General features: G+C 45.8%; 22 protein-coding genes. 8 read left to right on the top strand and 14 right to left on the bottom strand.

What is annotated here, in order from left to right; translation table 11 throughout:
• Window positions 1–16 precede the first annotated feature (16 nt).
• A complete protein-coding gene (locus CEQ32_RS16095; RefSeq protein ID WP_055648205.1) occupies window positions 17–1,819 on the bottom strand; it encodes a DUF885 domain-containing protein in 1,803 nt (600 codons plus the stop codon).
• A 211-nt stretch (window positions 1,820–2,030) separates the two neighbouring features.
• Here CEQ32_RS16095 and add point away from each other — a divergent pair, with 211 nt between their 5' ends.
• Window positions 2,031–3,026 carry an adenosine deaminase gene (add, locus tag CEQ32_RS16090; protein ID WP_055648204.1) on the top strand — a complete coding sequence of 332 codons (996 nt, stop codon included), beginning with the start codon at window positions 2,031–2,033 and terminating at the stop codon, window positions 3,024–3,026.
• Between the two features lie 71 nt (window positions 3,027–3,097).
• Here add and hemN read toward each other — a convergent pair whose 3' ends face one another.
• The 5 genes from hemN to CEQ32_RS16060 form a co-directional block, all read right to left on the bottom strand.
• A complete protein-coding gene (gene hemN / locus CEQ32_RS16085; RefSeq protein WP_055648203.1) occupies window positions 3,098–4,438 on the bottom strand; it encodes an oxygen-independent coproporphyrinogen III oxidase in 1,341 nt (446 codons plus the stop codon).
• Window positions 4,439–4,731: 293 nt separating this feature from the next.
• Window positions 4,732–5,199, bottom strand: coding sequence for a DUF2489 domain-containing protein (locus CEQ32_RS16080; RefSeq protein WP_037429860.1), 468 nt, complete (start codon window positions 5,197–5,199; stop codon window positions 4,732–4,734).
• 68 nt (window positions 5,200–5,267) lie between these two features.
• Window positions 5,268–5,819: a Der GTPase-activating protein YihI gene (yihI, locus tag CEQ32_RS16075; RefSeq protein ID WP_088586434.1), complete on the bottom strand. Its 552-nt coding sequence runs from the start codon at window positions 5,817–5,819 to the stop codon at window positions 5,268–5,270.
• Between the two features lie 82 nt (window positions 5,820–5,901).
• Window positions 5,902–6,540 (bottom strand): class I SAM-dependent methyltransferase, encoded by a 639-nt coding sequence (locus CEQ32_RS16070; RefSeq protein WP_037429866.1) that lies wholly within the window; start codon window positions 6,538–6,540, stop codon window positions 5,902–5,904.
• Window positions 6,541–7,366: 826 nt separating this feature from the next.
• Window positions 7,367–7,990, bottom strand: a complete 624-nt coding sequence (locus CEQ32_RS16060; protein ID WP_037424071.1) for a c-type cytochrome — start codon at window positions 7,988–7,990, stop codon at window positions 7,367–7,369.
• 169 nt (window positions 7,991–8,159) lie between these two features.
• On the opposite strand from CEQ32_RS16060, the gene yihA reads away from it, so the two are divergent.
• Entirely contained in the window at window positions 8,160–8,819 is a 660-nt protein-coding gene (gene yihA / locus CEQ32_RS16055; protein ID WP_037424068.1) for a ribosome biogenesis GTP-binding protein YihA/YsxC, read from the top strand.
• Window positions 8,820–9,812: 993 nt separating this feature from the next.
• Here the strand turns inward: yihA and polA are convergent.
• Complete coding sequence (gene polA, locus CEQ32_RS16050; protein ID WP_088586433.1) at window positions 9,813–12,581, bottom strand: DNA polymerase I; 2,769 nt, start codon at window positions 12,579–12,581, stop codon at window positions 9,813–9,815.
• 385 nt (window positions 12,582–12,966) lie between these two features.
• On the opposite strand from polA, the gene elbB reads away from it, so the two are divergent.
• Window positions 12,967–13,623: an isoprenoid biosynthesis glyoxalase ElbB gene (gene elbB, locus CEQ32_RS16045; protein ID WP_088586432.1), complete on the top strand. Its 657-nt coding sequence runs from the start codon at window positions 12,967–12,969 to the stop codon at window positions 13,621–13,623.
• A gap of 77 nt (window positions 13,624–13,700) precedes the next feature.
• Here the strand turns inward: elbB and glpG are convergent, their stop codons facing one another.
• The 5 genes from glpG to CEQ32_RS16020 form a co-directional block, all read right to left on the bottom strand.
• Window positions 13,701–14,543 carry a rhomboid family intramembrane serine protease GlpG gene (gene glpG, locus CEQ32_RS16040; RefSeq protein WP_088586431.1) on the bottom strand — a complete coding sequence of 281 codons (843 nt, stop codon included), beginning with the start codon at window positions 14,541–14,543 and terminating at the stop codon, window positions 13,701–13,703.
• Window positions 14,540–14,845 (bottom strand): thiosulfate sulfurtransferase GlpE, encoded by a 306-nt coding sequence (gene glpE / locus CEQ32_RS16035; RefSeq protein WP_037429864.1) that lies wholly within the window; start codon window positions 14,843–14,845, stop codon window positions 14,540–14,542. The genes glpG and glpE overlap by 4 nt, the downstream gene beginning before the upstream one ends.
• Window positions 14,846–14,943: 98 nt before the next feature.
• Complete coding sequence (tdh, locus tag CEQ32_RS16030; RefSeq protein WP_037429853.1) at window positions 14,944–15,969, bottom strand: L-threonine 3-dehydrogenase; 1,026 nt, start codon at window positions 15,967–15,969, stop codon at window positions 14,944–14,946.
• Window positions 15,970–15,980: 11 nt separating this feature from the next.
• Window positions 15,981–17,174 carry a glycine C-acetyltransferase gene (locus CEQ32_RS16025; RefSeq protein WP_088586430.1) on the bottom strand — a complete coding sequence of 398 codons (1,194 nt, stop codon included), beginning with the start codon at window positions 17,172–17,174 and terminating at the stop codon, window positions 15,981–15,983.
• 259 nt (window positions 17,175–17,433) lie between these two features.
• Window positions 17,434–18,081, bottom strand: coding sequence for a TetR/AcrR family transcriptional regulator (locus CEQ32_RS16020; RefSeq protein WP_037424052.1), 648 nt, complete (start codon window positions 18,079–18,081; stop codon window positions 17,434–17,436).
• Window positions 18,082–18,326: 245 nt separating this feature from the next.
• Here CEQ32_RS16020 and waaA point away from each other — a divergent pair, with 245 nt between their 5' ends.
• On the top strand, window positions 18,327–19,601 hold the full coding sequence (gene waaA / locus CEQ32_RS16015; protein WP_088587002.1) for a lipid IV(A) 3-deoxy-D-manno-octulosonic acid transferase: 1,275 nt from the start codon (window positions 18,327–18,329) through the stop codon (window positions 19,599–19,601).
• Between the two features lie 13 nt (window positions 19,602–19,614).
• Here waaA and CEQ32_RS16010 read toward each other — a convergent pair whose 3' ends face one another.
• Complete coding sequence (locus CEQ32_RS16010; RefSeq protein WP_088586429.1) at window positions 19,615–20,367, bottom strand: 3-deoxy-D-manno-octulosonic acid kinase; 753 nt, start codon at window positions 20,365–20,367, stop codon at window positions 19,615–19,617.
• 88 nt (window positions 20,368–20,455) lie between these two features.
• On the opposite strand from CEQ32_RS16010, the gene CEQ32_RS16005 reads away from it, so the two are divergent.
• From CEQ32_RS16005 to CEQ32_RS15990, 4 genes are all read left to right on the top strand, one after another.
• The gene (locus tag CEQ32_RS16005) at window positions 20,456–21,499 is read left to right on the top strand and encodes a glycosyltransferase family 9 protein (protein WP_088586428.1); all 1,044 of its coding nucleotides are present in this window, start codon (window positions 20,456–20,458) and stop codon (window positions 21,497–21,499) included.
• 52 nt (window positions 21,500–21,551) lie between these two features.
• Window positions 21,552–22,637 (top strand): glycosyltransferase, encoded by a 1,086-nt coding sequence (locus CEQ32_RS16000; RefSeq protein ID WP_088586427.1) that lies wholly within the window; start codon window positions 21,552–21,554, stop codon window positions 22,635–22,637.
• Window positions 22,638–22,656: 19 nt separating this feature from the next.
• Complete coding sequence (locus CEQ32_RS15995; RefSeq protein ID WP_088586426.1) at window positions 22,657–23,736, top strand: CDP-glycerol glycerophosphotransferase family protein; 1,080 nt, start codon at window positions 22,657–22,659, stop codon at window positions 23,734–23,736.
• 145 nt (window positions 23,737–23,881) lie between these two features.
• Window positions 23,882–24,841 (top strand): glycosyltransferase family 2 protein, encoded by a 960-nt coding sequence (locus CEQ32_RS15990; RefSeq protein WP_050991351.1) that lies wholly within the window; start codon window positions 23,882–23,884, stop codon window positions 24,839–24,841.
• A gap of 361 nt (window positions 24,842–25,202) precedes the next feature.
• Here the strand turns inward: CEQ32_RS15990 and CEQ32_RS15985 are convergent, their stop codons facing one another.
• Complete coding sequence (locus CEQ32_RS15985) at window positions 25,203–26,276, bottom strand: glycosyltransferase (protein WP_088586423.1); 1,074 nt, start codon at window positions 26,274–26,276, stop codon at window positions 25,203–25,205.
• Between the last annotated feature and the right edge of the window lie 211 nt (window positions 26,277–26,487).

The following is a 26,487-nucleotide window of genomic DNA, read 5'->3' as shown; positions in this document are numbered from 1 at the left end:
GCTCCCTTGGATGAGCTTAAATCGCGGCTTTTTGCGTTTCGATAAAGTCGTTTATCTGCTGCTCCAGCACCGACATAGGCACAGAACCATTCTCTAATACGGCGTCGTGGAAGGCACGAATATCAAATTTATCGCCTAAGGCTTGCTCGGCTTTCGCGCGCAGGCGTTTAATGGTGAGCTCACCAATTTTGTAGGAGAGCGCTTGCCCTGGCCAAGTAATGTAACGATCAATCTCAGTAGTCACATTATGGAGCGACAACGCCGTGTTGCTCGCCATAAACTCGATGGCTTGCTCTCGACTCCAGCCTTGGGCGTGCATCCCCGTATCGACAACGAGGCGAGCTGCGCGCCACATCTCGTAAGTGAGGCGTCCAAAGTTACTGTAAGGGTCTTGATAGAATCCCGCTTCTAAGCCTAAGTACTCGCTATACAATCCCCAACCTTCACCAAAGGCCGAAATGTAGCTATAGCGACGAAAATCAGGCAACGAGCTCAGTTCGGAGTTAAGTGAAATCTGCAGATGATGTCCGGGCACAGCTTCGTGTAGCGTTAGCGCTTCGAGTTCATAGAGCGGGCGCTTATCTAAGGCGTAGGTATTAACCCAGTAGTAACCCGGCTCGTCATCACGATTAGAGCCTGAATAACGGCCTGAAGTGTATTTAGGGGCAATTTCGGCCGGCACTGGCGCGATACCGTAGGGTTTTCGCGGCAATTTACCAAAATATTTGGGCAACATGGCATCGGCTTTTTTGGCAATAAAGGCCGCCTCTTTCAGGAGCTGATCCGCACTGGTGGTATAAAACTGGGGATCGGTTCTTAAGAAATGTAAAAAGTCGGCAAAGCTGCCTTTAAAGCCAACAGACTTAATGACTTGCTCCATTTCCTGGCGGATACGCTTTACTTCTTTTAAACCGAGCTCGTGCACTTCGACCGAGGTCATATTTAAGGTCGTGTAGTAGCGAACGCGGTTCTCGTAGAAGGCATCACCATCGGGTAAGCTGTTGGCGGCAATATTTTCCCGAGTGTTGGGCATATACTCCTGAGTCATAAAATCATAAAAAGCCTGATAGGTCGGGATTACATTTTGTTCGACTAAGATTTTGCCTTCTTGGGTGAGCTGTGCTTTTTGCGCCTCGGTAAAGTGGCTTGGATATTGAGTAAATGGCTTGAAATAACTGCTTTTCTCTACCGGTAAGATGTAAGCACTAATGCTGTTTTCAAATCCCTTGAGCGTCGCCTTAGGCGGTGTAATACCTTCCTTTAAGCCTTGTTTTAACCAATGGGTTTGCTGGGCAAAATAGGTCGGTAGCGCCTTAAGCTTACCTAGGTAGTTTTGGTAATCCTCTAGGGTGTTGAATCGCCCTTGTGCAATGGAAGATATATAGGCGTGGAAGCCGCTCTCTGCGGTGATTGGCAGGTAGTAATCCTTGTATTTATAGAGATCAACCTCATTTTGGATCTGATCCTCGAGGATTTGGGCGTTGATTTTATCTTCTTTACTCAGCTTGCTGCGATTCAGTGCTTTCAATTGGGCCAGAATGGCAATTTGTCCTTGATTGAGCTTGGCTAAGGCTTCTGGTGACAGATCTTGTAGTTTACCCGCAGCACTTTTGTCCCCCATTCCATAGGCCATTTCTGGGCTGGCACTGAGTTGGAGTTGCCAACTTTGATCCACAATCGCTTGCAGTGCTGGTGCCATAGTTTTGGCTGGCGCCTGCGCTGTAGTGATGGTTGTCGGTGTATGTTCGATAGGAGTTTGAGCTGTGCTACAGGCAGTTAGGGCGCAAATCAGTAAGCTTGGGGTAAAGAGTTTATGCATGATTTATCTCGGATATTTTCGTTGTTATTGAAGTCATTATGCCTGAGGTTTACCCCAGATTCTTGTACGCATATTAAGCAGAATTGTGACTGAATGTGAATTTAAATCCTGCCCTTAGCTAAGTGCCACCAAAGAATGCGTGTTAAACTTAGTGTCCGCCCTAGACCAAATAACAAAAGCATTGGCTGGGTAGTTCACATAGGGGTTAATTATGATCAATACATCCATTCCATTGGTGGATTTGCATCGTCACTTAGATGGTAACGTGCGAGTGAACACCATTTGGGAACTCGGACACCAACATGGCATTGCTTTGCCTGCCGATTCTTTAGAGACTCTCGCGCCATTTGTACAAATTCAGGGGAAAGAAACCAGCTTAGTCGCCTTCTTAAAGAAGCTTGACTGGATGGTGGCCGTTCTCGCTGATTTAGATGCGGTAAAACGTGTCGCCTATGAAAACGTGGCCGATGCTGCGTTATCTGGCCTTGATTATGCGGAGCTGCGTTTTAGCCCATATTACATGGCGATGAACCATAAGCTACCGATTGAAGGTGTGGTTGAAGCGGTTATCGATGGGGTGAAAGCAGGCCTGAAAGATTACCAAGTTAAAATCAATCTTATCGGAATTATGTCGCGCTCTTTCGGCCAAGCCGCTTGTACTCAGGAGCTTGAAGGCTTACTCGCCCATAAACAACACTTAGTCGCGATGGATTTAGCCGGCGATGAGTTAGGTTTTCCTGGCGAGTTGTTTAACGAGCACTTTAAGCGAGTGCGAGACGCAGGCTTAGCCATTACCGCCCATGCGGGCGAAGCGGCGGGTTCACAAAGTATGTGGCAGGCGATTCAGGAGTTGGGTGCGACACGTATTGGCCATGGGGTGAATGCGATTCACGATCCTAAGCTGATGGAATACCTCGCTAAACATCGTATCGGTATCGAATCTTGCCCAACCAGCAATCTGCATACTTCGACTGTGTCTTCCTATGCTGAACATCCCTTCAGAACCTTTATGGATGCCGGTGTGTTGATAAGCCTGAACACCGATGATCCGGGTGTGAGTGCGATTGATATCAAGCATGAGTATCGCATTGCTAAGTCTGAACTGGGACTTAGCGATATTGAGCTGACTCAGGTGCAACGTAATGGGGTGGAAATGGCGTTTTTATCCGAGAGTGAGCGTAAGGCGCTGTATGCGGCTAAAGCTTAAGTAAGTAGCTCTATTTCCCAATAAAAAATCCGACATTCGAGTCGGATTTTTTTATTGGAAATGTGTCAGTGTTAGATCACACGGGAGAACTGTTGTTGACGCGCTTTTTGACGGTAGTAAAGGTCGAAGCACATACAGATATTGCGGATCAACAGGCGGCCTGTGGGGCTGATGGTGATCTTTCTGTCGGCGATTTCAACTAATTTATCGTCGATAAAGGTTTGCAGTAGTTTTAAGTCTTCGGCGAAGTATTCCTCAAACTTAATACCCAGTTTTTCGTCCATTTTCGCCATATCTAAATCGAAGTGGCAGATCAATTGTTTGATCACTACGCGGCGGATTTCGTCATCACGGTTCAGGCTACAACCTTTCCACAGCGCATGTCCGTCTTTGTCGATGGCTTCGTAGTAAGGACGAATGTCCTTCTGGTTTTGCGCATAACAATCGCCGATTTGGCTGATTGAAGACACGCCAAGGCCAAGCAGGTCGCATTCTTCTTGGGTGGTATAACCCTGGAAGTTGCGATGCAGTTTGCCTTCGCGTTGTAACTTAGCCAACTCATCGTCGGGCTTAGCGAAGTGGTCCATGCCAATGTACTGATAACCTGCGCCAGTTAAGGTCTCGATTGTTTGATGCAACATCTCGAGTTTCTGTTTCGGCGATGGTAAATGTTCATCTTTGATTTTACGCTGCGCGGCAAAACGCGCGGGTAAATGGGCATAGTTGAACACGGATAGACGATCGGGTGACAGGTCTAACACGCGCTGCATGGTAGCGGCGAATGTTTCGGGAGTCTGGTGTGGCAGACCGTAAATTAAGTCGATATTGGTTGAGACGAATCCCATGGCCTTGGCTTTGGCCATTAAATCGAAAATAAATTGCTCGTCCTGCTCGCGGTTAACTGCGACTTGTACTTCTTTATTGAAGTCCTGCACCCCGATAGAAATGCGGTTAAAGCCCGCTTCTTTTAAGGTATCGAGCATTGAAAGCTCAATTTCACGCGGGTCAACTTCGATAGAGAACTCACCTTCTGCGGCAAAGTTAAAGTTAGCCTTGATTAAGTCGGTTAACTTCAGAATTTGCTCAGGATTTAAGAAGGTTGGCGTGCCGCCGCCCCAGTGCATTTGGGTGACTGTGTAGTGCTTAAACAGCGGAGCGCGCTTGATAATTTCGTGGCTCAAATACTCAATGTATTGATCAGCCTTGTGGGCGTGGCGAGTGATGACTTTATTACAGCCACAGTAGTAGCAAAGTTTGGCGCAGAAGGGGATGTGAATATACAGCGACAGTTTGTCACTCTTACTGTTTTCAATCGCCGTTAACAGGTTTTGTTCAGTGAATGAATCATCGAACTCTAGCGCCGTTGGATAAGAAGTATAACGGGGACCGCTGTAGTTATATTTTTCGATCATCGACTGATCCCAGCTTATCTGAGTGGGCTGCTTCAAGGCGTGTCCTCCGAGGGTAAATTAGCAACAAACGAAGTATGCAAGGTTCTTAGGTAAATAACCTTGATCTAGGTTGTAAAAATGATGTCTGCCATTTTAGAAGTTACGCAATATCTATGAAAAAAGAGCGTGTGTCTGTCGTTTTTTGGAGGTTTTGTGCACAGGCTCACGGGAAGTCGCACTCTATGTGATGAACGGATTTAAATTGATCGCCTCGAAACCGATCCAAATTTGGCTTCGAGGCGGAGTAAGCGTTTTTAGTGCGGTGCTTTTAGCTGATAAGTCGACAACTTTTTAGCATCTTCGTTAATACCTTCGGCAAGCTCAGCTTCAGATTTCATTCGTGTAAAATCGAGTTTCATTCGATCTTGCTTTGGCAGAGCTTGGCGGGCTTCCATAATCGGATGATTTTTAATTAACTCAAAATGTTGGAAGAGTGCAGGAAACTCTGGTGCGACTCGCTCGCTGAGGGATAAAATCTCAAACAAACGCCCAATCCTGACCACGCCTTCGGAGATTTCACAGCGGTCTTCAATCATGGCTGTCGCAATATAGCGGATATCTTCGAGTACTTGTGCTCGTTTGGCATTAGCTGCCACTTCGCGCTCGGCAAAAAGCGCTTGTTGACGGTGTTTTTGTTGCTTGAGTTTGAGGAGTAAAAAAGTGGCGTAGCTACTGAGGGCAACAATAATGATAAAACCAAGAACGATAAGAGTGGTAGACACGAGAACTCCTTGTTCAGAAAGCATAAAAACAAAACATAATCGTTTTGTTTTTATGCATATTCTAAGATTTAAAACTTATCTTGATAATCTTTTAGCAGTTCGGCACCGGATTCAAAGCGATCGAACAGGTCGTCATCTGAATCAGCTTTAGATTTCGCTGGCACTTCATCTTCTAGCTCATCGCTAATACCCAGTTTAATCATCAGGGCTTCAATCTTATTCAGCTGCTGATCTAACCATTTTTGATCGGCATCATTTAAGTTGCGACCTTCTTCTAGCATATCGAGCAACTGATTTAGTCTTGGATCTTCTTCCAGCTTCAGTAATTTTTGCTCGTCAGTTAACTTTGGCTGCTTAACCTTTGGCGTGGCTGGCTTTTCTGTCGCGGTTGGCAACGTCAAAGCCACAGGTTTTTTACTGCCATGGCGAGGATCTTTGCTCTGTGCAGCCTTTTTCTGTGGTGCTTGAGCCTGGATCAGCGCTTCATTATGACGACTGCCAGACTTGTTACCCTTTTCTGCGCGCTTGCCAGTGACTTCAGCACGTTCCTGCTTTTTCACTCTTGGCTGTTGTTTGGGGCTATTCTCGCCGCCCTTGCGTGTTTTCTTGCTACGAGACATGATTTTCTCAATTATTTACATCGTATGGCCTAGCCGATACGGGATCGACTAAGAGCTAAATTCGGTCGGCTGTTATACCAGATTATGATGTTTTTTGCATCAAAACGAGGTCTTTCGCGGCAAATAATAGTTCAAAATCACTATTACTCGCTAGGTATTCAAAAGTTAGTCTTTGGTAAAAACTCACGTGAGTGAGATTGTTTTTATAATGCCACTTAGCAAAACCTTCTAAATCAATTAATAAAGGAGTACTAATTGCTAACCAGCCTCCTGGTTTAAGCAAGCGGGTCAGTAATCTCCATTCTTTGAAGGGATACTGAAAATGCTCAAATACTCGGTAGCAGCAAATAAAATCATACTCTTGCTTTAGAGGTTCATGGTCAGGAGCAAAGAAAGGGTCATATTGCTTGAAGGTGTGCCCCGCCGATTCAATGGTCGCCAGACTGGTTTGATCTAATACGCGTCCAAAATTTAAGCCCGTGAGGCTACCTTTTTGCTGCAGTTGTATTTGTGTCAGTAGCGGCAAAATAAATTGCGAGAGTTGGCGCTGTTTGGCGGCAATCCGCGAACGGCCATAGCGCTGTTTTTCTGCCGCAGGAGGAAGATGGCTATTTGCATCAGCAAAAGTGAGTCCGCATGTCTGGCAAATATAAAAACACCGTTTTTTGTCCTGTAGGAGCAACAGTGTTTGTGTGCTATGACAAAGGGGACATCTGCGCATTGAGTCAACTGATAAAAGATTAAGGCTTTGATTGTAACAATTATATTTGCAGAGTGCACTTTCTAGACAAAGTGCGTTTTGATTGAAAATCATAAAGAAAAAAGGCGGCAGTTAAACTGCCGCCTTACAAACAGTGCATTTTAACACCCTATTCTGATTCCAAGTATCCGTACTTGCTATGCGACTTTCCCGGTCGGTATCCTTCTTTTTTTTACTGCTTTCCCTGCGTGTTTTTGTTAGCGGTCTTCCAGACTCTTAATTCTTTCCTGTCGCCATCCTGACCACAGTTTCCGTAGATGGTCTCAAGACACATCTTTTATAGCAGCGTCATCAATGACGTTAAATCAACCATCCTTGTTACTTGAAGTACCTTCCAGTGATAACAAGCTTCCAGCCAGTGCATCCAAAGCGATTAGCTTCCTTTGCTACAGTTTACATCATGTAAAACTGTGTCCTGATGGGGCAAGTTACCCTGAATGTAAGGCGTTTTGCTTTCGCAAATTGGCGTTATCGGCCGTCCCTTACAAAAATGTACTGACCTGGATTTCAAAGCGAAATCACTGCTCTTGTTATTATTAGAGAGTGGTCTTAGTTATATTGTTGTTATTGAGAGTCTTTATTCTTATATCTTGAATGTTAATTATACCGAAATCTGTAAGTTATTATTAATTTATTTGTACAAACAGATGGGTTTATCTCGGTACGGGGCTTATTAAACCCAAATCTGTGATCCATGTCAAGCATGAATCTTTATCAGTTTACGTTAACGTAAACTAGGCGGTGTAAAAAAAGGGTGACAACACACCCTTCTTTACATCGCTAAACCTTATTTTAGGCTAGCAAGATATTTAGATAGTGCATCGATATCGCTGTCATTTAACTTCTTAGCGACATCTTGCATCATACCGTTTAGGTCATTGTGACGACCTGCATCACGGAACTTAGTCAGTTGGATCTTGATATAGTTAGCGTGTTGACCGGCTAATGCTGGGAAACCAGCTGATTCAGCCCCTTTACCATCTGGACCGTGACATGCCATACATGCAGTGATGCCGCGTGACACATCGCCACCTTTGTAAAGTTTTGCACCTAGCTCAGGAACATCTTTCACCTCAGCAACTTGGATTGCTTGAGTAGAGAAATATGCAGTAATGTCGAGAATATCTTGATCACTAAGAGGCATTGCCATACCACTCATGATAGGATCCATACGACCATCTTTACCGCCAGATTGTGCCGCACTACGGAAATCATGTAGTTGCTTTTGGAGGTATGTGGCGTGTTGGCCCGCAAGCTTAGGGTACATATCGATCATGCTGTTACCGTCCATACCGTGACAGGCAGAACAGACGATAATTTTAGTTTTTCCCGCTTCAGCATTACCTTCAGCAATCGCAGGTGAAGATATGGCGGCAACTACAACAGACAGCGCAAGAGCTAACTTTTTCATGGCGTTCCAACTTCTGGTTAAGATTATTATCCTGAGCTTACTAGGGTGACCCGCAAGCGTGGTAAAATATGTTTAATGTGATCGGGGTAATATTTTACACGAAAACGTGGAAAAGTAAGCAATTCTTCATAAATTATGGTATTGCGCAGTAAATATATTGGAGTAAATAGTGACTGAATCTCATATAGATTTTCGCAGGGCGAAGTTTTTAATCAGTGCACCAGACATTGCACATTTGGATCAATATCTGCCTGGCGATGTCGGTGTTGAGATTGCTTTTGCTGGTCGCTCAAATGCTGGAAAATCGAGTGCGCTCAATGCATTAACTGAGCAAAAAAACTTGGCTCGTACCAGTAAAACGCCTGGACGTACTCAACTGATTAACGTATTTGAGCTTGATGCACAGCGTAGATTAGTCGATTTACCGGGTTATGGTTTTGCCCAAGTGCCATTAGCCATGAAGATTAAATGGCAACAATCTCTAGGCGAGTATTTACAGAAGCGTGCTTGTTTAAGTGGTGTTGTGGTTTTAATGGATATCCGTCATCCCCTAAAAGATCTGGATATGCAGATGATTGAATGGGCGGTGGCGAGTGAAATTCCGGTACTCGCATTACTGACTAAGTCTGATAAGCTGGCGCAAAGCGCGAAGATGAAAACCGTGAACGAAGTGCGTAAAGCGCTGGTTGAGTTTGGAGATTGGGTACAGGTTGAGCCTTTTTCTGCGCTCAAGGGCACGGGCAAACCTAAAGTGCTCAGTATCTTAAATGAATGGTGTCATCCGCAATGGTTGGCCGATGAGTTAGAAAACCAAGACGGCGCCGAGTAAGTCTTTTGCTTTATGGTCGGATGCCACAAGTGCATTCGGCCATCTTCCCCTGCGATATCCCGCTCTATCCCCTTATAAAACAATTGATTTTCAACTCTCAACACTCAAGTTTCAGGCAAAAAAATAGCCGATAACAATAGTCACCGGCCAAAGTTTTAGCTCTTTTGGGGAGAAGCTAAATTCAACAAGACTCAAGCACCATCAAATTACCTTCAATGGTTCTCAATGACGACAGCATACATCGAATTTATCTTTTATTAAAGTAAATACTCTAAAATTTACTCGCCTTTGTTGAAATCATCCCTAGAGCGAAAAAAAAGCAAAAAAAGCCCCAGCAAACAAGTTGCTGGGGCGCCAGAATTTGGCTCGTCACTATAAGTGAAATAAAGGTCTGAAAGATAGAACATCTTAACCTCTGTACCCTACGCAGAGAATAATACGCTATTTATCTTTAAATGGAAAACAGTTTTTTTGAAAAAGTGATAATTGTGTGCGATAGATCTCAAGTTTTAGGTGAAAAAATCAGCGGTGTTTGATCTAAACTTTTCAAAAAGAGTATCTAAACCACTGTTTTAGCTAAATAGACTGTATTTTTAGTACAGAATTGATCAATTCTTCAGATTTAATGTTTTTACTCTATTTTGATGATTGTTGTTGGTTGTATCCATCAGCGAACGATTGTTTAGGCTTGTGTGGAGTGTCTCGCGGATAGCAGGTTGTGCTTATGCCGGCGTTAAAGCAGCGAGAATTGAGGGGAGATTACATTTAGTAACAGAGAGTATTGTATAGGGTCGAATGCTATTTCCCGCTCTTGAAAGGGTTTAGCCATCAGGGTATTCGCTTGAGTAAACAACTTCTCCTCATCTTGTTCTCTGCGACGTCTATTTTAGAGGTACATAAAAGTCGCACCAAATACAAAGGCCCATCCTGTAATGAATGAGCCTTAGTAAGTGTTAGCAATGAGGTTCGAAGCTAAAGTCTACAGTTTAAATGCTAGTGGGCTTGATCCCAGTTATCACCAATGCCGGCTTCGGCTAGGAGTTCTACATCCAGATTGGCCGCTTTGGCCATGAGTTCACACACCTTGAGCTTGAGTTTTTCAGCTTTATCGGCATCGACTTCGAACACTAATTCGTCGTGCACTTGCATGATCATGGCGATTTCACCTTGGGTATCAGTTTTTATCCAATCGGCAATGCTGATCATGGCTTTTTTAATGATATCCGCGGCGGTGCCTTGCATTGGGGCGTTAATCGCGGCTCTTTCTGCTGCTTGGCGGCGCATTGCATTACGGTCGCGAATTTCGGGTAAATACAAACGGCGACCAAATAGCGTAGAGACATAGCCTAGCTCTGCTGCACTGGCTCGTGTTTCTTCCATATACCTTAATACGCCAGGATAGCGGGCGAAGTAAGTATCTATATAGGTTTGTGCCTCGTTGCGGGGGATGTCGAGCTGACGCGCCAATCCAAAGGCGGACATACCATAGATCAGGCCAAAGTTAACGGCTTTGGCGCGGCGACGCTGCTCCGAGGTTACGCTGTCAAAGTCGGTGCCAAATACTTCGGCGGCGGTGGCTCTGTGAATGTCTTTGCCTTCGGCGAAGGCTTTGAGCAAGCCTGCGTCTTGGGATAAATGCGCCATGATCCGCAATTCAATCTGCGAATAGTCGGCGGCTAAAATCTTACGTCCCTGCGGTGCAATAAAGGCTTGCCGAATACGACGACCTTCCTCGGTGCGGATAGGAATATTCTGTAGGTTTGGTTCGCTCGAGGATAAACGCCCCGTTGCGGCATTGGCCTGATGGTAGCTTGTGTGTACTCGGCCGGTTTTAGCGTTCACCATTAAAGGTAATTTATCGGTATAAGTGCTTTTTAACTTGGTCAGACTACGATGCTCAAGGATCACCTTAGGCAGAGGAAAATCTAATGCCAATTCGACCAGCACTTCTTCGGCGGTGGATGGCGCTCCCTTAGGCGTCTTTTTGATAACCGGATAACCCAGCTTTTCAAAAAACAGTACTTGGAGCTGTTTTGGTGAACTTAAATTGAATTTTTCACCTGCAATATCATAAGCTTTAGTTTCTAACTCATCGATTTTACGGGCAAGTTCATCACTCTGTTGACCAAGCAACATACTATCGATAAACACACCTTGGCGTTCAATATCGGACAGAATTTGGATCAGCGGCAGTTCAATATCGGTAAAAACTGAGGCTAATTCAGCTTCTTTTTCGAGTCTTGGCCACAGGTGTTGATGTAGGCGTAGCGTAATATCGGCATCTTCCGCCGCATAGGGAGCTGCTGTTTCCAACGGAATTTGGTTAAAGGTTAGCTGTTTAGCACCTTTACCGGCAATATCTTCAAAGGCGATATTTTTATGGCCTAGGTATTTAAGCGCCAACCCATCCATATCATGGCGTGAGGCGATCGAGTTAAACACATAGGATTCGAGCATAGTGTCGAATACCACGCCTTGGAGTTTTATGCCTGCATTGGCTAATACGCTGATGTCATATTTCAGGTTTTGACCGACTTTTTTGATCTTGGCATCTTCGAGTAAGGGGCGAAGTTTTTCGAGTGCAGTTTGCTTATCTAATTGTTGAGGTGCGCCAACATAATCGTGGGCTAAAGGCAGATAAGCGGCTTTTCCTGCTTCCACTGCGAAGGACATGCCAACAAGTTCAGCAACCATATAGTCGAGGCTGGTGGTCTCGGTATCCACGGCCATTAATGGCGCTTGTTTGAGTTTGGCAATCCACTCATCAAGCTGAGCTTCGGTCAGAATCGTATCGTATTGGGTTTCAATCGTGACGCTGGGCGCTGATTCTTCTTGGGTCTCTGTTGTTTCAGCTTTTACTGCGAGCGTCGTTGGTGCCTTATTATCTAAGACTTCGGCAAGCCAGCGTTTAAACTCCATCTCGCCGTAGCATTTGATCAGTTCGTCTCGATCAGCAGGTTTGGCGGTGAGCTCATGCCAATCATGTTCGAGTTCAACATCGGTTTTAATGGTGGCAAGCTCATAGGACAGCTTTAGCATGTCGGCATTGTCGATGATCTTCGCCGCCATGGTTTTTGCGCCCCTAAAGCCTAATTCGGTGACTTTTTCGGGCTCTGCAAGCAAATTGGCGACACTACCCGCCCCTGTGAGCATCGCTAATGCGGTTTTTTCGCCAACACCAGGTAAACCGGGAATGTTATCCGCCTTATCGCCCATCAGCGCTAAGAAATCGATAATTCTGTCTGGACCTACACCATATTTAGCCGCAACTTCTTCAGGGCCCATAATGGTATCTGTCATGGTGTTGATCAGCGTGATATTGTCATCAACCAGCTGCGCCATATCTTTATCGCCTGTACTGATGAGTACGGCGCGGTTTTCGCGGCTCGCTTGGCGAGCGATAGTGCCGATAACATCATCTGCCTCAACACCTGGGATAGAGATTAAGGGCAAGCCTAAGGCACGGATAATACGGTGCAGGGGTTCAATTTGTGAGCGCAGGTCATCCGGCATCGGTGGTCGATGCGCCTTGTATTCTTCATATAAGTCATTGCGGAAGGTTTTACCTTTAGCATCGAACACCACAGCGATATGACTAGGTTGATAACGACTTAATAAGCTGCGGAGCATATTTACTACGCCATAAACTGCACCAGTAGCTTCGCCCTTTGAGTTTGTCAGGTGAGGAGGCGCATAATAGGCGCGATATAAATAAGAAGATCCATCCACAAGGACAAGTGGGTTATTGGCTATGGTCGGCATAAGTAATTTTCGTTTATCGATGACTTAGATGGCGCTAAGCATGCCACAGAAGTGGTATTTCAGCCACGGCAAATTGACTCTCAGCCTGTGGATAACTCTGTGAGTGAAAAAGTCAACTGTGAATAATGGCGATAATTACGGCTTGGTGCGATATTTTTAAGTTGTTGATTTTTATGTTTTTATAATATTTGTGTGAGTTCAATACTGTTTCTTGAAAAATCTTCCTGATTTGTGGATTTTTTCTTGACTCCGTAAAATACCTAAAGGCTGTGTTAATTTTCACCGACCCTTAGATTCGACGAACTAAGTTAGCATGATTTTTAAGCAGATCAACCATTTTGTTTACAGTTTGTTAAAACCAAATGACATAAGAAGGATATTTATAATGAAAAAAATCGCAGTATTGCTCAGTGGGTGCGGTGTTTTCGATGGAACAGAGATCCATGAATCGGTTTTAACGTTATTATCTCTGTCGAAAGCGGGTGCTCAATATCAATGTTTTGCTCCTGATATCAATCAGATGCATGTTGTTAATCACTTCACGGGCGAAGTAGACAAGACGGCGACACGAAATGTGTTGGTTGAATCGGCACGTATCGCCCGTGGCGAAGTAAAAGCAACCACCGAACTCGATATTACCGATTTCGATGCACTGGTTATCCCTGGCGGATTTGGGGCGGCGAAAAATCTGTGTAACTTCGCCACTAATGGTAGTGAGTGTGAAGTGAATCCACTCGTTACTGATTTTATTAATGAATTTATTCTTGCGAAAAAGCCTGTCGGCTTTATTTGCATCGCGCCTATGATGATCCCGCGTTTATATGGACACGGCGCTAAGGGCACTATCGGTAATGATGTGGATACGGTAGCAGCCTTTAATCTGATGGGCGGCCATCATCAGGCGGCGACTGTGCATGATATCGTGGTGGATGAGGATAATAAGATTGTTAGTACGCCCGCTTATATGTTGGCGGGGAATATTGCTGAGGCACACTCTGGCATCGAGAGGCTGGTCGCCAAAGTGCTAGAACTGGCCAAGTAATTACGCCTAAACACAGCAGGGTAAACTCTAAGGCTTACCCTGCATTTGTATCTGAATGTGGAGGAAATCGCGGTGAGTTAGCGAGTGGCTTTACTGCGGCTATCAAACCAGCCTTGGGCTAGACCAATCAGCAAACCGCCAATATGAGCACCATTTGCGACTGAAATGCCTAAAAAATCCGTAAAGCCTAATGCCAGCCAAATCAACATAAACCCCATGTAGGAGGGCGGTAAACCTATACCCGCCTCTGGTTTACGTCGCCCCATGACCCAAGTGTAACCGGCGACCGCATACACTACGCCTGACAGCCCGCCAAAGTTGGGACCGCTAACATAGTATTGGACGATATTGGGCAAAGTACCCGCGACCAGTAGCAGGATTAACAGCGGTGTTGTGCCTATGCGAGTCTCGATTTTTCCACCCAAATACCACCACCAGAGCAAATTGAAGATGATATGCATGGCGGAAAAGTGCATCAGGCTTGGGGTAAACACGCGCCAGAATTGGCTAACACCTGTGTCAGGCACTGCGCCAAAATAGGAGAGTGCTTGGTAAACGAGGCTGGCGAAGCCTAAATTCATCGCAGCATAAATCAGTACACAGAGGCCGAAGATGATAAGAGTAACTGGGCCTGCGCCTGTGATAAATTGGGTAAATAGCTGTAAAGAAGGAGCGCCATAGTCGAGCTTAGTATTGGTATCACCATGCTCCCACGAGGCTTGTAAGTATTTGTTATCGTAAGGATGAGCGATAAAATGGGCGAACTCTTTACGGGCTTGCTCGGCATCCTGATCGCGGATAACCAGAATAGCGACTCCCTGCGGCAATGGCTGAATTTGGCAGTCTATCTGTTCACCTTTGAGGTAATCGACAAAGGCCTGCGCGGCTCTGCTGTTGGGGAGTCTGCCAATCTCAATCATGCATTGGCCTCATGCCAAGCGCTAAAGCCACCATCTAGGCTATAAACGTCATCAAACCCTTGCTCACACAGATATTGCGCGGCATTTTGGCTGCTGATGCCATGGTAGCAAACCACCACTAAAGGACTGTCCATATCCGCTTGGCTAATAAAGTGCGCTAGATTCTCGTTATTCAAATTAAATGCGCCATCAATGTGGCCGTTGTTAAAGCTATGACCATCGCGAATATCGACGATTTGCACTGGCTTTGACTCGGTCATTTGCACTAATTGATTCACGCTAAGGTGTTTAAAGGAAGACATAATAAAACCTGAAATAACTGAAAAGGGATAAGCGATGGGATAAGTGTGCAACATGGGGCTGCATGTGTACAGCCCCGTGATTGGCATAGCTAAGAGAATTAATCCCAGCTGAGGATGACTTTACCGGATTGGCCTGAGCCCATAGCGTCGAAGCCTTTTTGGAAATCATCAATCTTGTAGTGATGGGTGATGATAGGCGAAATATCTAAGCCAGATTGGATCAAGCTTGCCATCTTGTACCAGGTTTCGAACATTTCACGGCCGTAAATGCCTTTGATGACCAGACCCTTGAAGATCACTTTGCTCCAATCAATCGCCATTTCGCCACCTGGAATGCCGAGCATCGCGATTTTGCCGCCGTGGTTCATGGTATCTAACATGGCGTGGAAGGCAGAAGGTACGCCAGACATTTCTAGACCCACGTCAAACCCTTCGGTCATTCCGAGTTCTTTCATCACGTCTTTCAGGTTTTCCTGAGCCACGTTAACGGCGCGGGTAGCACCCATTTTACGGGCTAACTCTAAGCGGTATTCGTTAACGTCGGTAATGACCACATGGCGAGCACCAACGTGGCGACATACGGCCGCCGCCATAATACCGATAGGACCCGCGCCAGTGATTAACACGTCTTCGCCCACTAAGTCGAATGACAGCGCTGTGTGTACTGCGTTACCGAATGGATCGAAGATAGAGGCTAAATCGTCGCTGATATCATCGGGGATTTTGAAGGCGTTAAAGGCCGGGATAACCAAATATTCGGCAAATGAACCTTCGCGGTTTACACCCACACCTGAGGTGTTACGGCATAAATGGGTACGACCTGCGCGGCAGTTACGGCAGTGGCCGCAGGTGATATGGCCTTCGCCAGAAACGCGGTCACCAATGTTAAAGCCACGAACTTCTTGTCCGATATCAACCACTTCACCCACATATTCGTGACCTACCACCATAGGTACAGGAATGGTTTTTTGTGACCATTCGTCCCAGTTGTAGATGTGCATGTCGGTGCCGCAAATGGCGGTCTTTTTAATCTTGATCAGCAGATCGTTATGGCCCATTTCAGGTTTAGGCGCATCGACTAACCAAATACCTTTTTCGGCTTTTAACTTGCTTAGTGCTTTCATTTTGTAGGGTCCTAAATAATCGCCATTTCTTTAGCAATACGGGTAAAGGCTTCAATTGCTTTGTCGAGTTGCTCACGGGTGTGGGCCGCTGACATTTGCGTACGGATACGGGCTTGTCCCTTTGGTACCACAGGGAAGGAGAAGCCGATAACGTAAATATGTTCTGCTAATAAGCGGTTAGCGAAATCGCTCGCCAATTTGGCATCGCCAATCATCACAGGGATAATCGCGTGGTCGGCACCGCCTAAGATAAAGCCTGCCGCTGACATTTTCTCGCGGAAGTAACGGCTGTTTTCCCATACCGCTTCACGCAGTGCTTGGCCCGATTTGAGCATCTCTAATACATGGATAGAGGCAGTTACAATCGAAGGCGCCAATGAGTTAGAGAATAGGTAAGGGCGAGAGCGTTGACGTAACCAGTCGATGACTTCTTTTTTACCTGAAGTGAAACCGCCCGATGCACCGCCTAAGGCTTTGCCTAAGGTGCCAGTGATAATATCGACTCGACCCATCACACCGCAGTGTTCGTGTGAACCACGGCCGTTTTGGCCAACAAAGCCCACGGCGTGTGAGTCGTCAACCATCACTAATGCACCGTATTTATCGGCTAAGTCACACACACCCTGCAGGTTGGCGATGACGCCGTCCATTGAGAATACGCCGTCGGTGGCGATCAAAATATTGCGCGCGCCAGCGGCTTTTGCGGCGATCAGTTGCGTCTCTAAATCCGCCATATCGTTGTTGGCGTAGCGGAAACGTTTGGCCTTACATAAACGCACGCCATCGATAATAGAGGCATGGTTTAAGGCGTCGGAAATAATCGCATCTTCGGCATCTAACAGGGTTTCGAACAGGCCTGCGTTGGCGTCGAAGCAAGAAGAGTACAGAATCGTGTCTTCCATGCCGAGGAACTCACTCAAGCTGGCTTCGAGTTGCTTGTGGATGTCTTGGGTTCCACAAATAAAACGGACCGACGCCATACCAAAGCCATGGCTGTCTAAGCCTTGCTGTGCGGCTTTGATGAGTTCAGGATGATTGGCTAGGCCTAGATAGTTGTTGGCACAAAAGTTAACAACTTCTTGGTTATTTACTTGAATGGCTGTCTGTTGCGGTGAGGCAATAACACGCTCGCTTTTATATAAACCTTCGGCTTTGATATCCGCAAGCTGTTGATTAATCTGTGCGTAGAATGAGGTAGAGGCCACCTGATATCTCCTTAGTTAACTTTATTCTGATTCTGGGAGTTGCGGCATTCTAACGCTAAACCCTATCGGCCTACAGCCTTTTTTTCATGCAGGTTAGCTAGATAAATTAGTTTAGGGCTAAAGGGGTTGTTACATTATAAAAACTAATGTGCAACATGGTCGGCATGTATGTCGCATCACCGCCAACGGCATGAATTGAGCCCGCATTTAGCGCGTTTAACCTGTTGAGTTTAGCGCTAAATGCGACGGCGTTGGACGATTAAAGCGAATCTTGGGTCGCTAACTCGTGGTAGTGCTGCTCTAAACGACAGAAGGTCGCTTGGGAGGTTGGCGTGGCGTAGGCCTTAAAAATCATCAAAACCCGCAATACTCCTTCGTACAAAATGCCTTTAGTGATGGTGGACGTGCTCGACTGGGTAAGCTGATAACCAATCCAAAAACTCACAATCATCTTGATGGTGTCGGCAAGTGGGGTGATTTTATCGTTATCAATATTTAAAAAACCATCCTGCTTGAGTTTACCTAGCACGTGACTTGAACGGGTTAATACTTGCTGCTGGGCGTGCAAATAGCGGCTTTTTAATTCTTCATCGCGGGCGAGGATATCGGCCAAATTGGCGTACATAAAACGGAATTGCCACAGGGTGTAAAACATCGCATCAAAATAGCCGATCAGCTGTTCTACGTTGACTTGCTCGCCCTCATATGGCTGAAACCCCGATTCAAGGTGCGCCTCGTAGAGACTGAAGATCGACTGAATAATATCTTCCTTATTACGGAAGTGGTAATAAAGATTCCCGGGACTCATATTTAGGTGAGCGGCAATATGATTGGTGGTGATATTTCGTTCGCCATGCTCATTGAACAGCTCAAGGCTGGCGTAAATAATTTTGTCGCGGGTTTTCATATGTTTTCCAAGTGGCTAGTGAACGCTGCAAATTGACTAAAGAAGGCTAACCAACGACCGCTACACTGCTGGTAAATTATCCCTAATTTAAAACCCTATTGATTAAGCCCCAACGCACAAAAATTCAATAGGATTGGTATACGCAAACAACTTCGAGAGGCTTGAACTCGTATCTTGAGGTCGCTTGGGTATATTATGCTAACATTGCCGTTATCCAACAGGCAAAATCTCATCAGCACGATTTTATGAATCGATTTTTTTACAGTGTGTTGCTTTATCTTTTATCCCCTCTACTCATTGTCTATTTGGCTTTTAGAGCCATTAAAAGTCCAGACTATCGTGGCCGTTGGGGCGAACGCTTCGGATTAGCCCAACTTAAACCGACGGATTTACTGATCCATTCGGTGTCCATGGGAGAAACGCTCGCGGCTATTCCCTTGATCCGTTTGATTATGCAAACGCACCCTGAGCTAAGCATTACGGTTACCACCACCAGTCCAACGGGATCTGCCGAGGTGCGCAAAGCCTTTGGTGATCAAGTGCAGCACTGCTATTTGCCCTTCGATTTGCCTTGGTCTGTGAGCCGTTTTCTGCGCCAGTTATCCCCTAAATGGTGCATCATAATGGAAACTGAGTTATGGCCGAATCTGCTGGCACTGGCTGCTAAGCGCGGCGTGCGCTTGATGCTCGCCAATGCTAGGCTGTCGGCTAAATCGGCGGCGCAGTATGCCAAGCGTTCGCAATTAAGTCGTCCCATGTTGCAACGCTTAGATGTGGTTGCGGTGCAGACCCAAGCCGAAGCGCAGCGTTTTATCGACCTTGGAGTGCCTGCTGACAGAGTGACTGTTTGCGGCAGTTTGAAGTTTGATTTGAGTATTACGCCCGAGCGCTTAACCTTAGCACGAGCGCTACGACAAACTTGGGGGCGTGAGACGGCGCCCGTGTGGGTAGCAGGCAGTGTCCACCCCGGTGAGTTTGATGCCATGCTGAGCGCCCATAAGCAGCTGCTCGCTAAATGGCCAGAGGCGTTATTGGTGATTGCGCCACGTCATCCTGAGCAGTTTGCGGCGGTGGCCGATGTCGTTGCCAGCCAAGGTTTTGAATTTGTGCGCCGCAGTGATGCTCAAGCTATCACCGCCACGACGCAGGTGCTGGTGGGCGATACCATGGGTGAACTATTAACCTTTTATGGCGCGGCCGATCAAGCCTTTGTGGGAGGTACTTTGATTGAAAATGGGGGCCATAATCCCCTCGAACCCGCGGCCATGGGCGTGCCAGTAATGGTAGGGCCAAACCATTGGGATTTTGCCCAAATTACCCAAATGTTGGCAGATGCGGGAGGCTTGCGGATTGTGAGTTCAGGGCAAGAGTTAGGTGATAATTTGATCCAGTATTTTGAGCAGCCGATTTTACGCCAACAAGCCGCTGAAGCAGGCCTTGCCGTGGTAGAAGCCAATCGTGGTGCTTTGCAGCGTCAGTTTGCTCTCGCCGAATCGTTACTCATGCACCAAACAGCCTAGTGCCACTGAGGTATTAGGCTTTTGGGATAATTGAATGATAACCCTCGAGCAATGCAGCCCAATTAGCGGGTGTAAAGGCAAGTGTTGGCTGCTTACCTTGTTCTTTATTGAAGGAGCGTAGCAGCCTTTCAAGGTTCGCCTTCTGCCATTGGGCATGGGGGGTTTTGATTTCACCCCGGTCAAAATCAATCAGATAGAAACGCTCTTGTACGCCATCCGCTTGCTGTGGTTGCCACAAAATATTTTTCGCGTTTAAGTCGGCATGGTAAACGCCGCGGCGATGAAATTGGGCAATGGTGGCGCCTAGTGTTTGCCACTGCTCTGGAGTCATAGCGCCTTTGGTTAACTTAGCGACCAAGTCTTCGGCGCCATTGACCCGCTCGATAATAATGTCAGCACGGTAGAACAAGCCATCGCGCACAATATTGGCGGCAATAGGTTTAGGCACCGCAAATTGCTCGCGGTAGAGCAGCTCGAGCAGCCTTAATTCGCTCATGGCGCGGGTATTTTCAAGCCCGGTATAGAAGTAGGCATCCTTACTGAATTTCTCCATCAGGCCGCCGCGCCAGTAATGTCGCAGTACCCAATGACTGTGCTCAAATGCTACAAACCAAGTGGTGTAACGTCCCTTGGATGATCCCACTACCGCGGCTTTTTCACGCCAGAAATCCACCGAAAACCAAGCCGGAGTAATGTCTTCAGGCGTATCTTGGCAAAGTGCCATATAGCCATCTGCGGTATTTATGATTTTGATTTGTGCGTTCATGGGAGATTTGTTGACTTAAGCGTGGCACCTGCGGCCATTCTACATTAAGATCCTTAGCTTGCGCCAAATAACCTTAAGAGCTATTCGCTTGAGTTTAAATCCCAACACCATGAATTCTCTCTGCCTGCTTAGGCTATCGGCTATCGGTGACGTCTGTCATGCCGTGGCTATGGTGCAGGCGATTCAACGCCAATATCCCCAGCTCAAAATCACTTGGGTGATAGGCAAGCTCGAATACCAACTATTAAAGCACTTGCCCGGTATTGAGTTTGTGATTTTCGATAAATCCCAGGGCTGGCGCAGTTACCTTAATCTGCATAAAGCATTGAAAGGCCGCCGCTTCGATATCTTGTTGCATATGCAAGTGGCGTTGCGTGCGACCTTGGCCTCCCTCGCGATTTCGGCAAAGATTCGGGTCGGATTCGACCGTGCCCGCGCCAAAGAAGGTCAATGGCTGGTCACCAATCATAGAGTCGAACCTTTAGCTGAGCCCCATGTGCTGGACGGCTTTATGGGATTCGCCAAGGCGATTGGCGTTAGCGATATCACCCCGAGTTGGAATATTCCAGTCCCTCATTCGGATACTGAATTTGCCCAGCGCCAGATTGCCGATGGCGAGAAGGTATTGGTTATTTGCGCGGCCGCCAGTAAAGCCGAGCGAAATTGGCTGCCCGAGCGCTATGCTGCCGTGGCGCAACATGCGGTGAATAAGGGTTATCGAGTCATTCTCTGCGGTGGCCCAACAGCACTTGAAAAGACATTGGCCGACGATATTACCAATGCATGTTCTGCCAAACTCGATAACTTAGTCGGCAAAACCAGTTTGACTCAATTGCTGGCTCTGCTGAAACGCGCCAGCCTAGTGTTAGCGCCCGATACTGGCCCTGCACACATGGCGGTCACGCAAGGGACGCCTGTCATAGGTTTATATGCTCATTCCAATCCAGGTCGCACCGGGCCTTATTTATCGCAGCAATATGTGGTGAGTGCCTACCAAGAGGCTATCGCCTCACAGCAAAGCGGTGAGGTGAAATGGGGCACCCGTGCTAAGGGTGAGCACCTTATGGCGCTAATTAGTGTCGAAGCCGTGATAGAGAAATTTGATCAGGTTATTCAGCAGACACACAGTTAACCACTGTTAGCCTGTCACCCTGAGTTTTAGATTATCGTTTAGGAGAAAAATCATGCGGATAGCCATAGCCATCGACAGTTTAGCGGGTGGTGGAGCCGAGAAGGTCATGATTACCTTGGCAAAGCAGTTTATTAGCCTAGGGCATGAGCCGCATTTTTTGGTCATGGAAGATAATCGTTATTACGAAACGCCAGACAATTTACCTGTTCATCAATGCTTTGCCGACAAAGATAAAGATTATGATCACTTCGGACGTCTAGGGGCGTCGGTCGATAAGTTACGGGCAAAGATTGCCGAGATTGAGTCCCGAGTCGGTAAGTTCGATCTGTTTTTATCTAATCTTGATAAAACCAATTTGATGATGACCAAAACTGGGGTGACACCACTCTATGTGATTGTGCATTCATCGGTTGAAGAAGAGTTGAGTCGTCAGTTTAAGTTAGGTCCCTTCGCCTACTATAAGAAACTACGGGCGAAAAAAGCGCTCAATGGCCAGCATTTGATCACTGTGTCCAACGGCATCGCCAAAGAGATACAAGCTAAGGGGCGTTTGCAGCCTGCATCAATGCGAACTATCTACAATCCATTTGAATTTAATGAGATTGTTGCTCTGTCACAGCAAGATAATCCGCAAATCCCTCAGGGTGACTATCTGATCCACGTGGGACGTTTTGCTAAGCAGAAGCGCCACGATGTGTTGTTTGAGGCCCTTAAACAGACCCAAAATCAGTTACCTGTGGTGCTGTTATGCCATAACCACAAGAAGGCTATTAAAGCGGCGAAGAAATACGGCATCGAGAAGCGCTTAATCATTCCTGGATTCCAGAGTAATCCTTTTCCTTGGATCAAACGTGCGAAAGCACTGGTGCTGAGTTCCGATTTCGAAGGATTGCCGACGGTATTAATCGAATCCTTAGCCTGCGGCACGCCAGTGGTCAGTACCGATTGCCCACATGGGCCGAATGAGATTTTGACCGGCAATTTGGCTCCCTATCTTGTGCCCCGTCGTAATCCTGCGGCCTTGGCCAAGATGATTGACGCCGTGGTCGCCCAGCCGCCATCCCTCGACAATGTGGAGATTTTAGCTAAGGTGGATGCGACTGCGATTGCCGAACAATATCTCGCGTTAGCGAAATAATTTACCCGAGGAGAAAGCGGTGGAAGCGCGCAAATCAAACAAAAGACGTTATTTGTTCTACATCGCACAGAACTATTCCTATGCGATGCTAAGGCCGCTGCAGCAAGTGATTCTGGCGCGTGGCGATGAGGCGTGTTGGTTCCTCGAAGGCCGTGAGGTCGACCCCAAATTCCTTAAAGCGGATGAAAAACGCTTACTCGATATCGATGCCGTTAAGGCATGGAAACCCGATGCGGTGTTCGTGCCGGGTAACGTAGTGCCAAGCTTTATCCCTGGAGTAAAAGTGGGGGTGTTCCATGGTTTTAATGCGGGCAAAATGAATCATAAGGGGCGAGAAGATCACTTCGAAATCCGCGATTGCTTTGACTTGTATTGCACCCAAGGGCCGGCGACGACGCTGCCGTTCCTTGAGCTAGAGAAAAAAATCGGCACCTTTACCGTGGCTGAAACGGGTTGGCCAGCGCTCGATCCTTTATTTATTGAAAATAAAGATAATCCTTACATTAAGCCCGATGATCCTCGGCCTGTGGTACTGTTTTGCTCGACATTCTCCCCCAGTCTGACCTGTGCGCCTGAGGTATTCGAGCAGATTAAAGCCCTGTCGCAAAAGAGTCAGTGGCGCTGGTTGGTACAATTCCATCCTAAGATGAAGCCAAGTATTGTTGAGCAATACAAGACTCTCGAAAATGAGAATCTGCAGTTTGTGGAAACCGACAACGTGATCCCGCTTCTGCAGGCGGGAGATGTGATGCTCTGCGATACCTCGTCGATTTTATTGATGTTTTTAATGCAGCGTAAGCCAGTGGTGACCTTTAAAAATCAGTCACCGAAGGCGCATTTAATCGATATTAACCGAGTCGAAGAGATTGAACCTGCACTCACTAGAGCGCTTAGCCGCCCCGATGATTTGATGACGCATATCCATGATTATTGCAATCAAATCCACCCCACGGGAGATGGTCAGTCTAGCCTGCGTGTACTCGCGGCAACCGATGCCTTGATCGATAAGGGAACCGCTTGGCTTAAACCTAAGCCATTGAACCTACTGCGACACTTTAAAATGCGCCGCAAGTTAGGCTATTGGAAATTGTTTAGCTAATTGTTTCATGAATGTCTGATTTGTGTTTTTTATTTGGTTTTGTGATGGCGTATATAATATAGAACTGTATTATCATAAAGTTTATTTTTATGTTATTTTACTGTGCTTGAATAATTGAAAAGACGTCTTTAGGATTGAAGTGAATATGGAAATTTCAAATATACACCCTGTAATTTCTGTTATTATTCCAGTTTATAATGTTGAGAAGTTTTTAAGAAGATGTTTGAAAAGTGTTGTGTCGCAGACATTTAAAGACTTTGAAGTTATTTGTGTTAATGATGGTTCACCTGATAATTGTGATGTTATTTTAGATGAATATAAAAAATACGATGCAAGAATTAAGATTGTAAACCAGAATAATCAAGGTGTATCAGTCGCTCGCAATACTGGCTTAAACGTAGCTCTAGGTGATTACATTTTTTTTATCGATCCAGATGATGCGATACAACCGCAAACATTAGAAATAGCCTATTATTTTGCGCAAAAAAATAAAGCGGATTTGGTTGTTTGGCAGAGTGTTTATTCTGATGGCTTCGATCATCCAGATAAAAAGTTTGAAATTGAAAAAATAAATTATAAAGTAATCTCGGACCCTTTATATCATAAAAATAAAAAGCCTTATAAAATTGGATCGGTTGTGTGGAATAAGTTATATAAGAAACAGCTTGTTAAAGGGCTTTATTTTATTCCTGGAGTCAACTATGAAGATATCTCGTACAGTTTCTCCATTTTAGCAAAACGTCCAAAGACAGTCGTTATTCCAACCCCATTATATCTATACACAAGGTATGAGAATTCGATAACACAACAAAAGCCAACTCCAAAGCTTATTCGTGATTATCACATAGTAATCAATTCGATCTACAACACTTACCAAAAAAACTTAGGAAGTAAGGAGTTAAGCCATATAAAAAATACTTTGATGCGGCCTCTTTTAAGTTATCAGCTCAAAAAATGTAAGCAAGCAGGATTGGAACAACAAGCTGAAATGTTACCAGCATTTGCAGAAGAGTTGAGAGATCTTGATAGCAAAGGTTTGCTTACATGGCGCGGGCATCGTCTTTCACGATATATAGCTTATAAAAAACTCATGAAAACTATTTAGTTTTTATGATGATAATAGTCGTTAGTTAATACTCGTATTGTGTATATTTATTGGTATTTTAAAACCACCTCCTTTGGAGATGATGATCGTTCATGTGAGGCTTTGCCCGAAGAATGCTCATACAATTACTGCCTTTGTTACCAGTAATTGTATGAGCAGATACGAGTCATCATCGCATATATCTTACCGTTGTCAGTATCATCAGAAGATATGTAAGGCACCAAGATAAAGTCGCGAAAGAGGAAGTCGAGAGACTGATTCAGTTAGGATATCGAATATTAGTTTTTTAGCCCCCCCTTCTAGGGGGCTATTTGAAAGCCACCTGCTATAAAGGTGGAGTTTCACAATGGAGTTCTCAATTTTAATTCTTTCCCAGAGCAATATATTGAGCGGCAATATATTGGCTGTCTACGGCTTTTAATATTTCGAGATTGTCTAAAGCTGGCGGTGAAGCCAAGCACTCCAGTGTCTTTTGTGCAAGTAGAGCGGGTTGTCGAACGGGGACAAGATATTGTGCTAAATGTCCTGTGAGAATCTCGCTTGGACCATAAGGGCAGTCAGTGCTAACAACTGGAGTGTTACAGATTAATGACTCAACTATGACTAATCCAAAACCTTCAAAATCAGAACTTAATAGCATCAGTTCAGCATTTGCAATCCAAGGAAAAGGATTTTGTTGAAAGCCTGGAGTTATAATTCTATTTTCTACCCCATATTTTTTGGCTATTTTCCGTGCGCGCTCTGGACGATTAGTTAGTAAAACTAAGTCTGGTGCGTTTGGTGCGAGTTTCAAGGCTTGAAAGAGAATATCATGCCGTTTTTGGCGCGTAACTCGGCCGACGTGAATCATGTAAGGCTTATTAGGAATGTCAGCGTTGAATTCTTTTGACTTATTACGAATCTCTTCGATTTTAAAAGGATTATAAATAGTCTGTACGCTCTCTGGCTTAAGCCAAAATGTAGCTCTGAGTTCATCGGCGATGCCATTGGAAACTGTAATGATTTTTTTGCCAATCAGTGCCTTAGCCTTTTTCCAGCGACGCCAGAAATGCACTGGACCACGCTTTAATTCCATCAAGAGTTCTTGCTTAAGGGCGCAGTGGCAAAAGTAATAGCAGGGATCGAAATCGCAGCCGGAAACAACGACATCGCAATCGGTCGAGTTACTTAAAAATAGCGAGAACTTACCCGATTGTTCCGCTTCGGCCACCTTGGCCTGCAGGCGTTGTCTTTGCTCCTGTAGGCTTGGCTTTTGGCCAGCTTCATAAAGATAATGAATCGTCACATTTTCTGGCGGCATAAAATCCCCTTCTTTATGGAACACAAAGAGGTGAACATCTTGCCCGGCTTCTTGTAGCACTTCGGCCTGGGATAAGGCGACTTTTACTGTACCGTTAGAGAAAAAGTTATGGCAAAAAATGGCGATTTTTTTCATAGGAATGCTCTTATTGCGTTGTTTTGTAAGCCTTTGCTTCTAATCAAGTTGTCTAAGTTACTACAGCGAGTAAAGACGGGGCCATTTCGGGGATTCCCCTCTCTGCTAAGTGACGGCATTATATCAGTTCATGCCTTTACATGGGCTTAATCCGAGGAATTCTTGCCAGTATTTCAATTTTTAACGGGATTTTCAGCGGTTTTTATCGGGA

The sequence above is a fragment of the Shewanella sp. FDAARGOS_354 genome (assembly GCF_002209245.2).
Classification (GTDB): Bacteria; Pseudomonadota; Gammaproteobacteria; order Enterobacterales; family Shewanellaceae; genus Shewanella; species Shewanella xiamenensis.
Note: the sequence above shows the minus strand (reverse complement) of the source record. Positions and strands in the feature narration are given on the sequence as shown.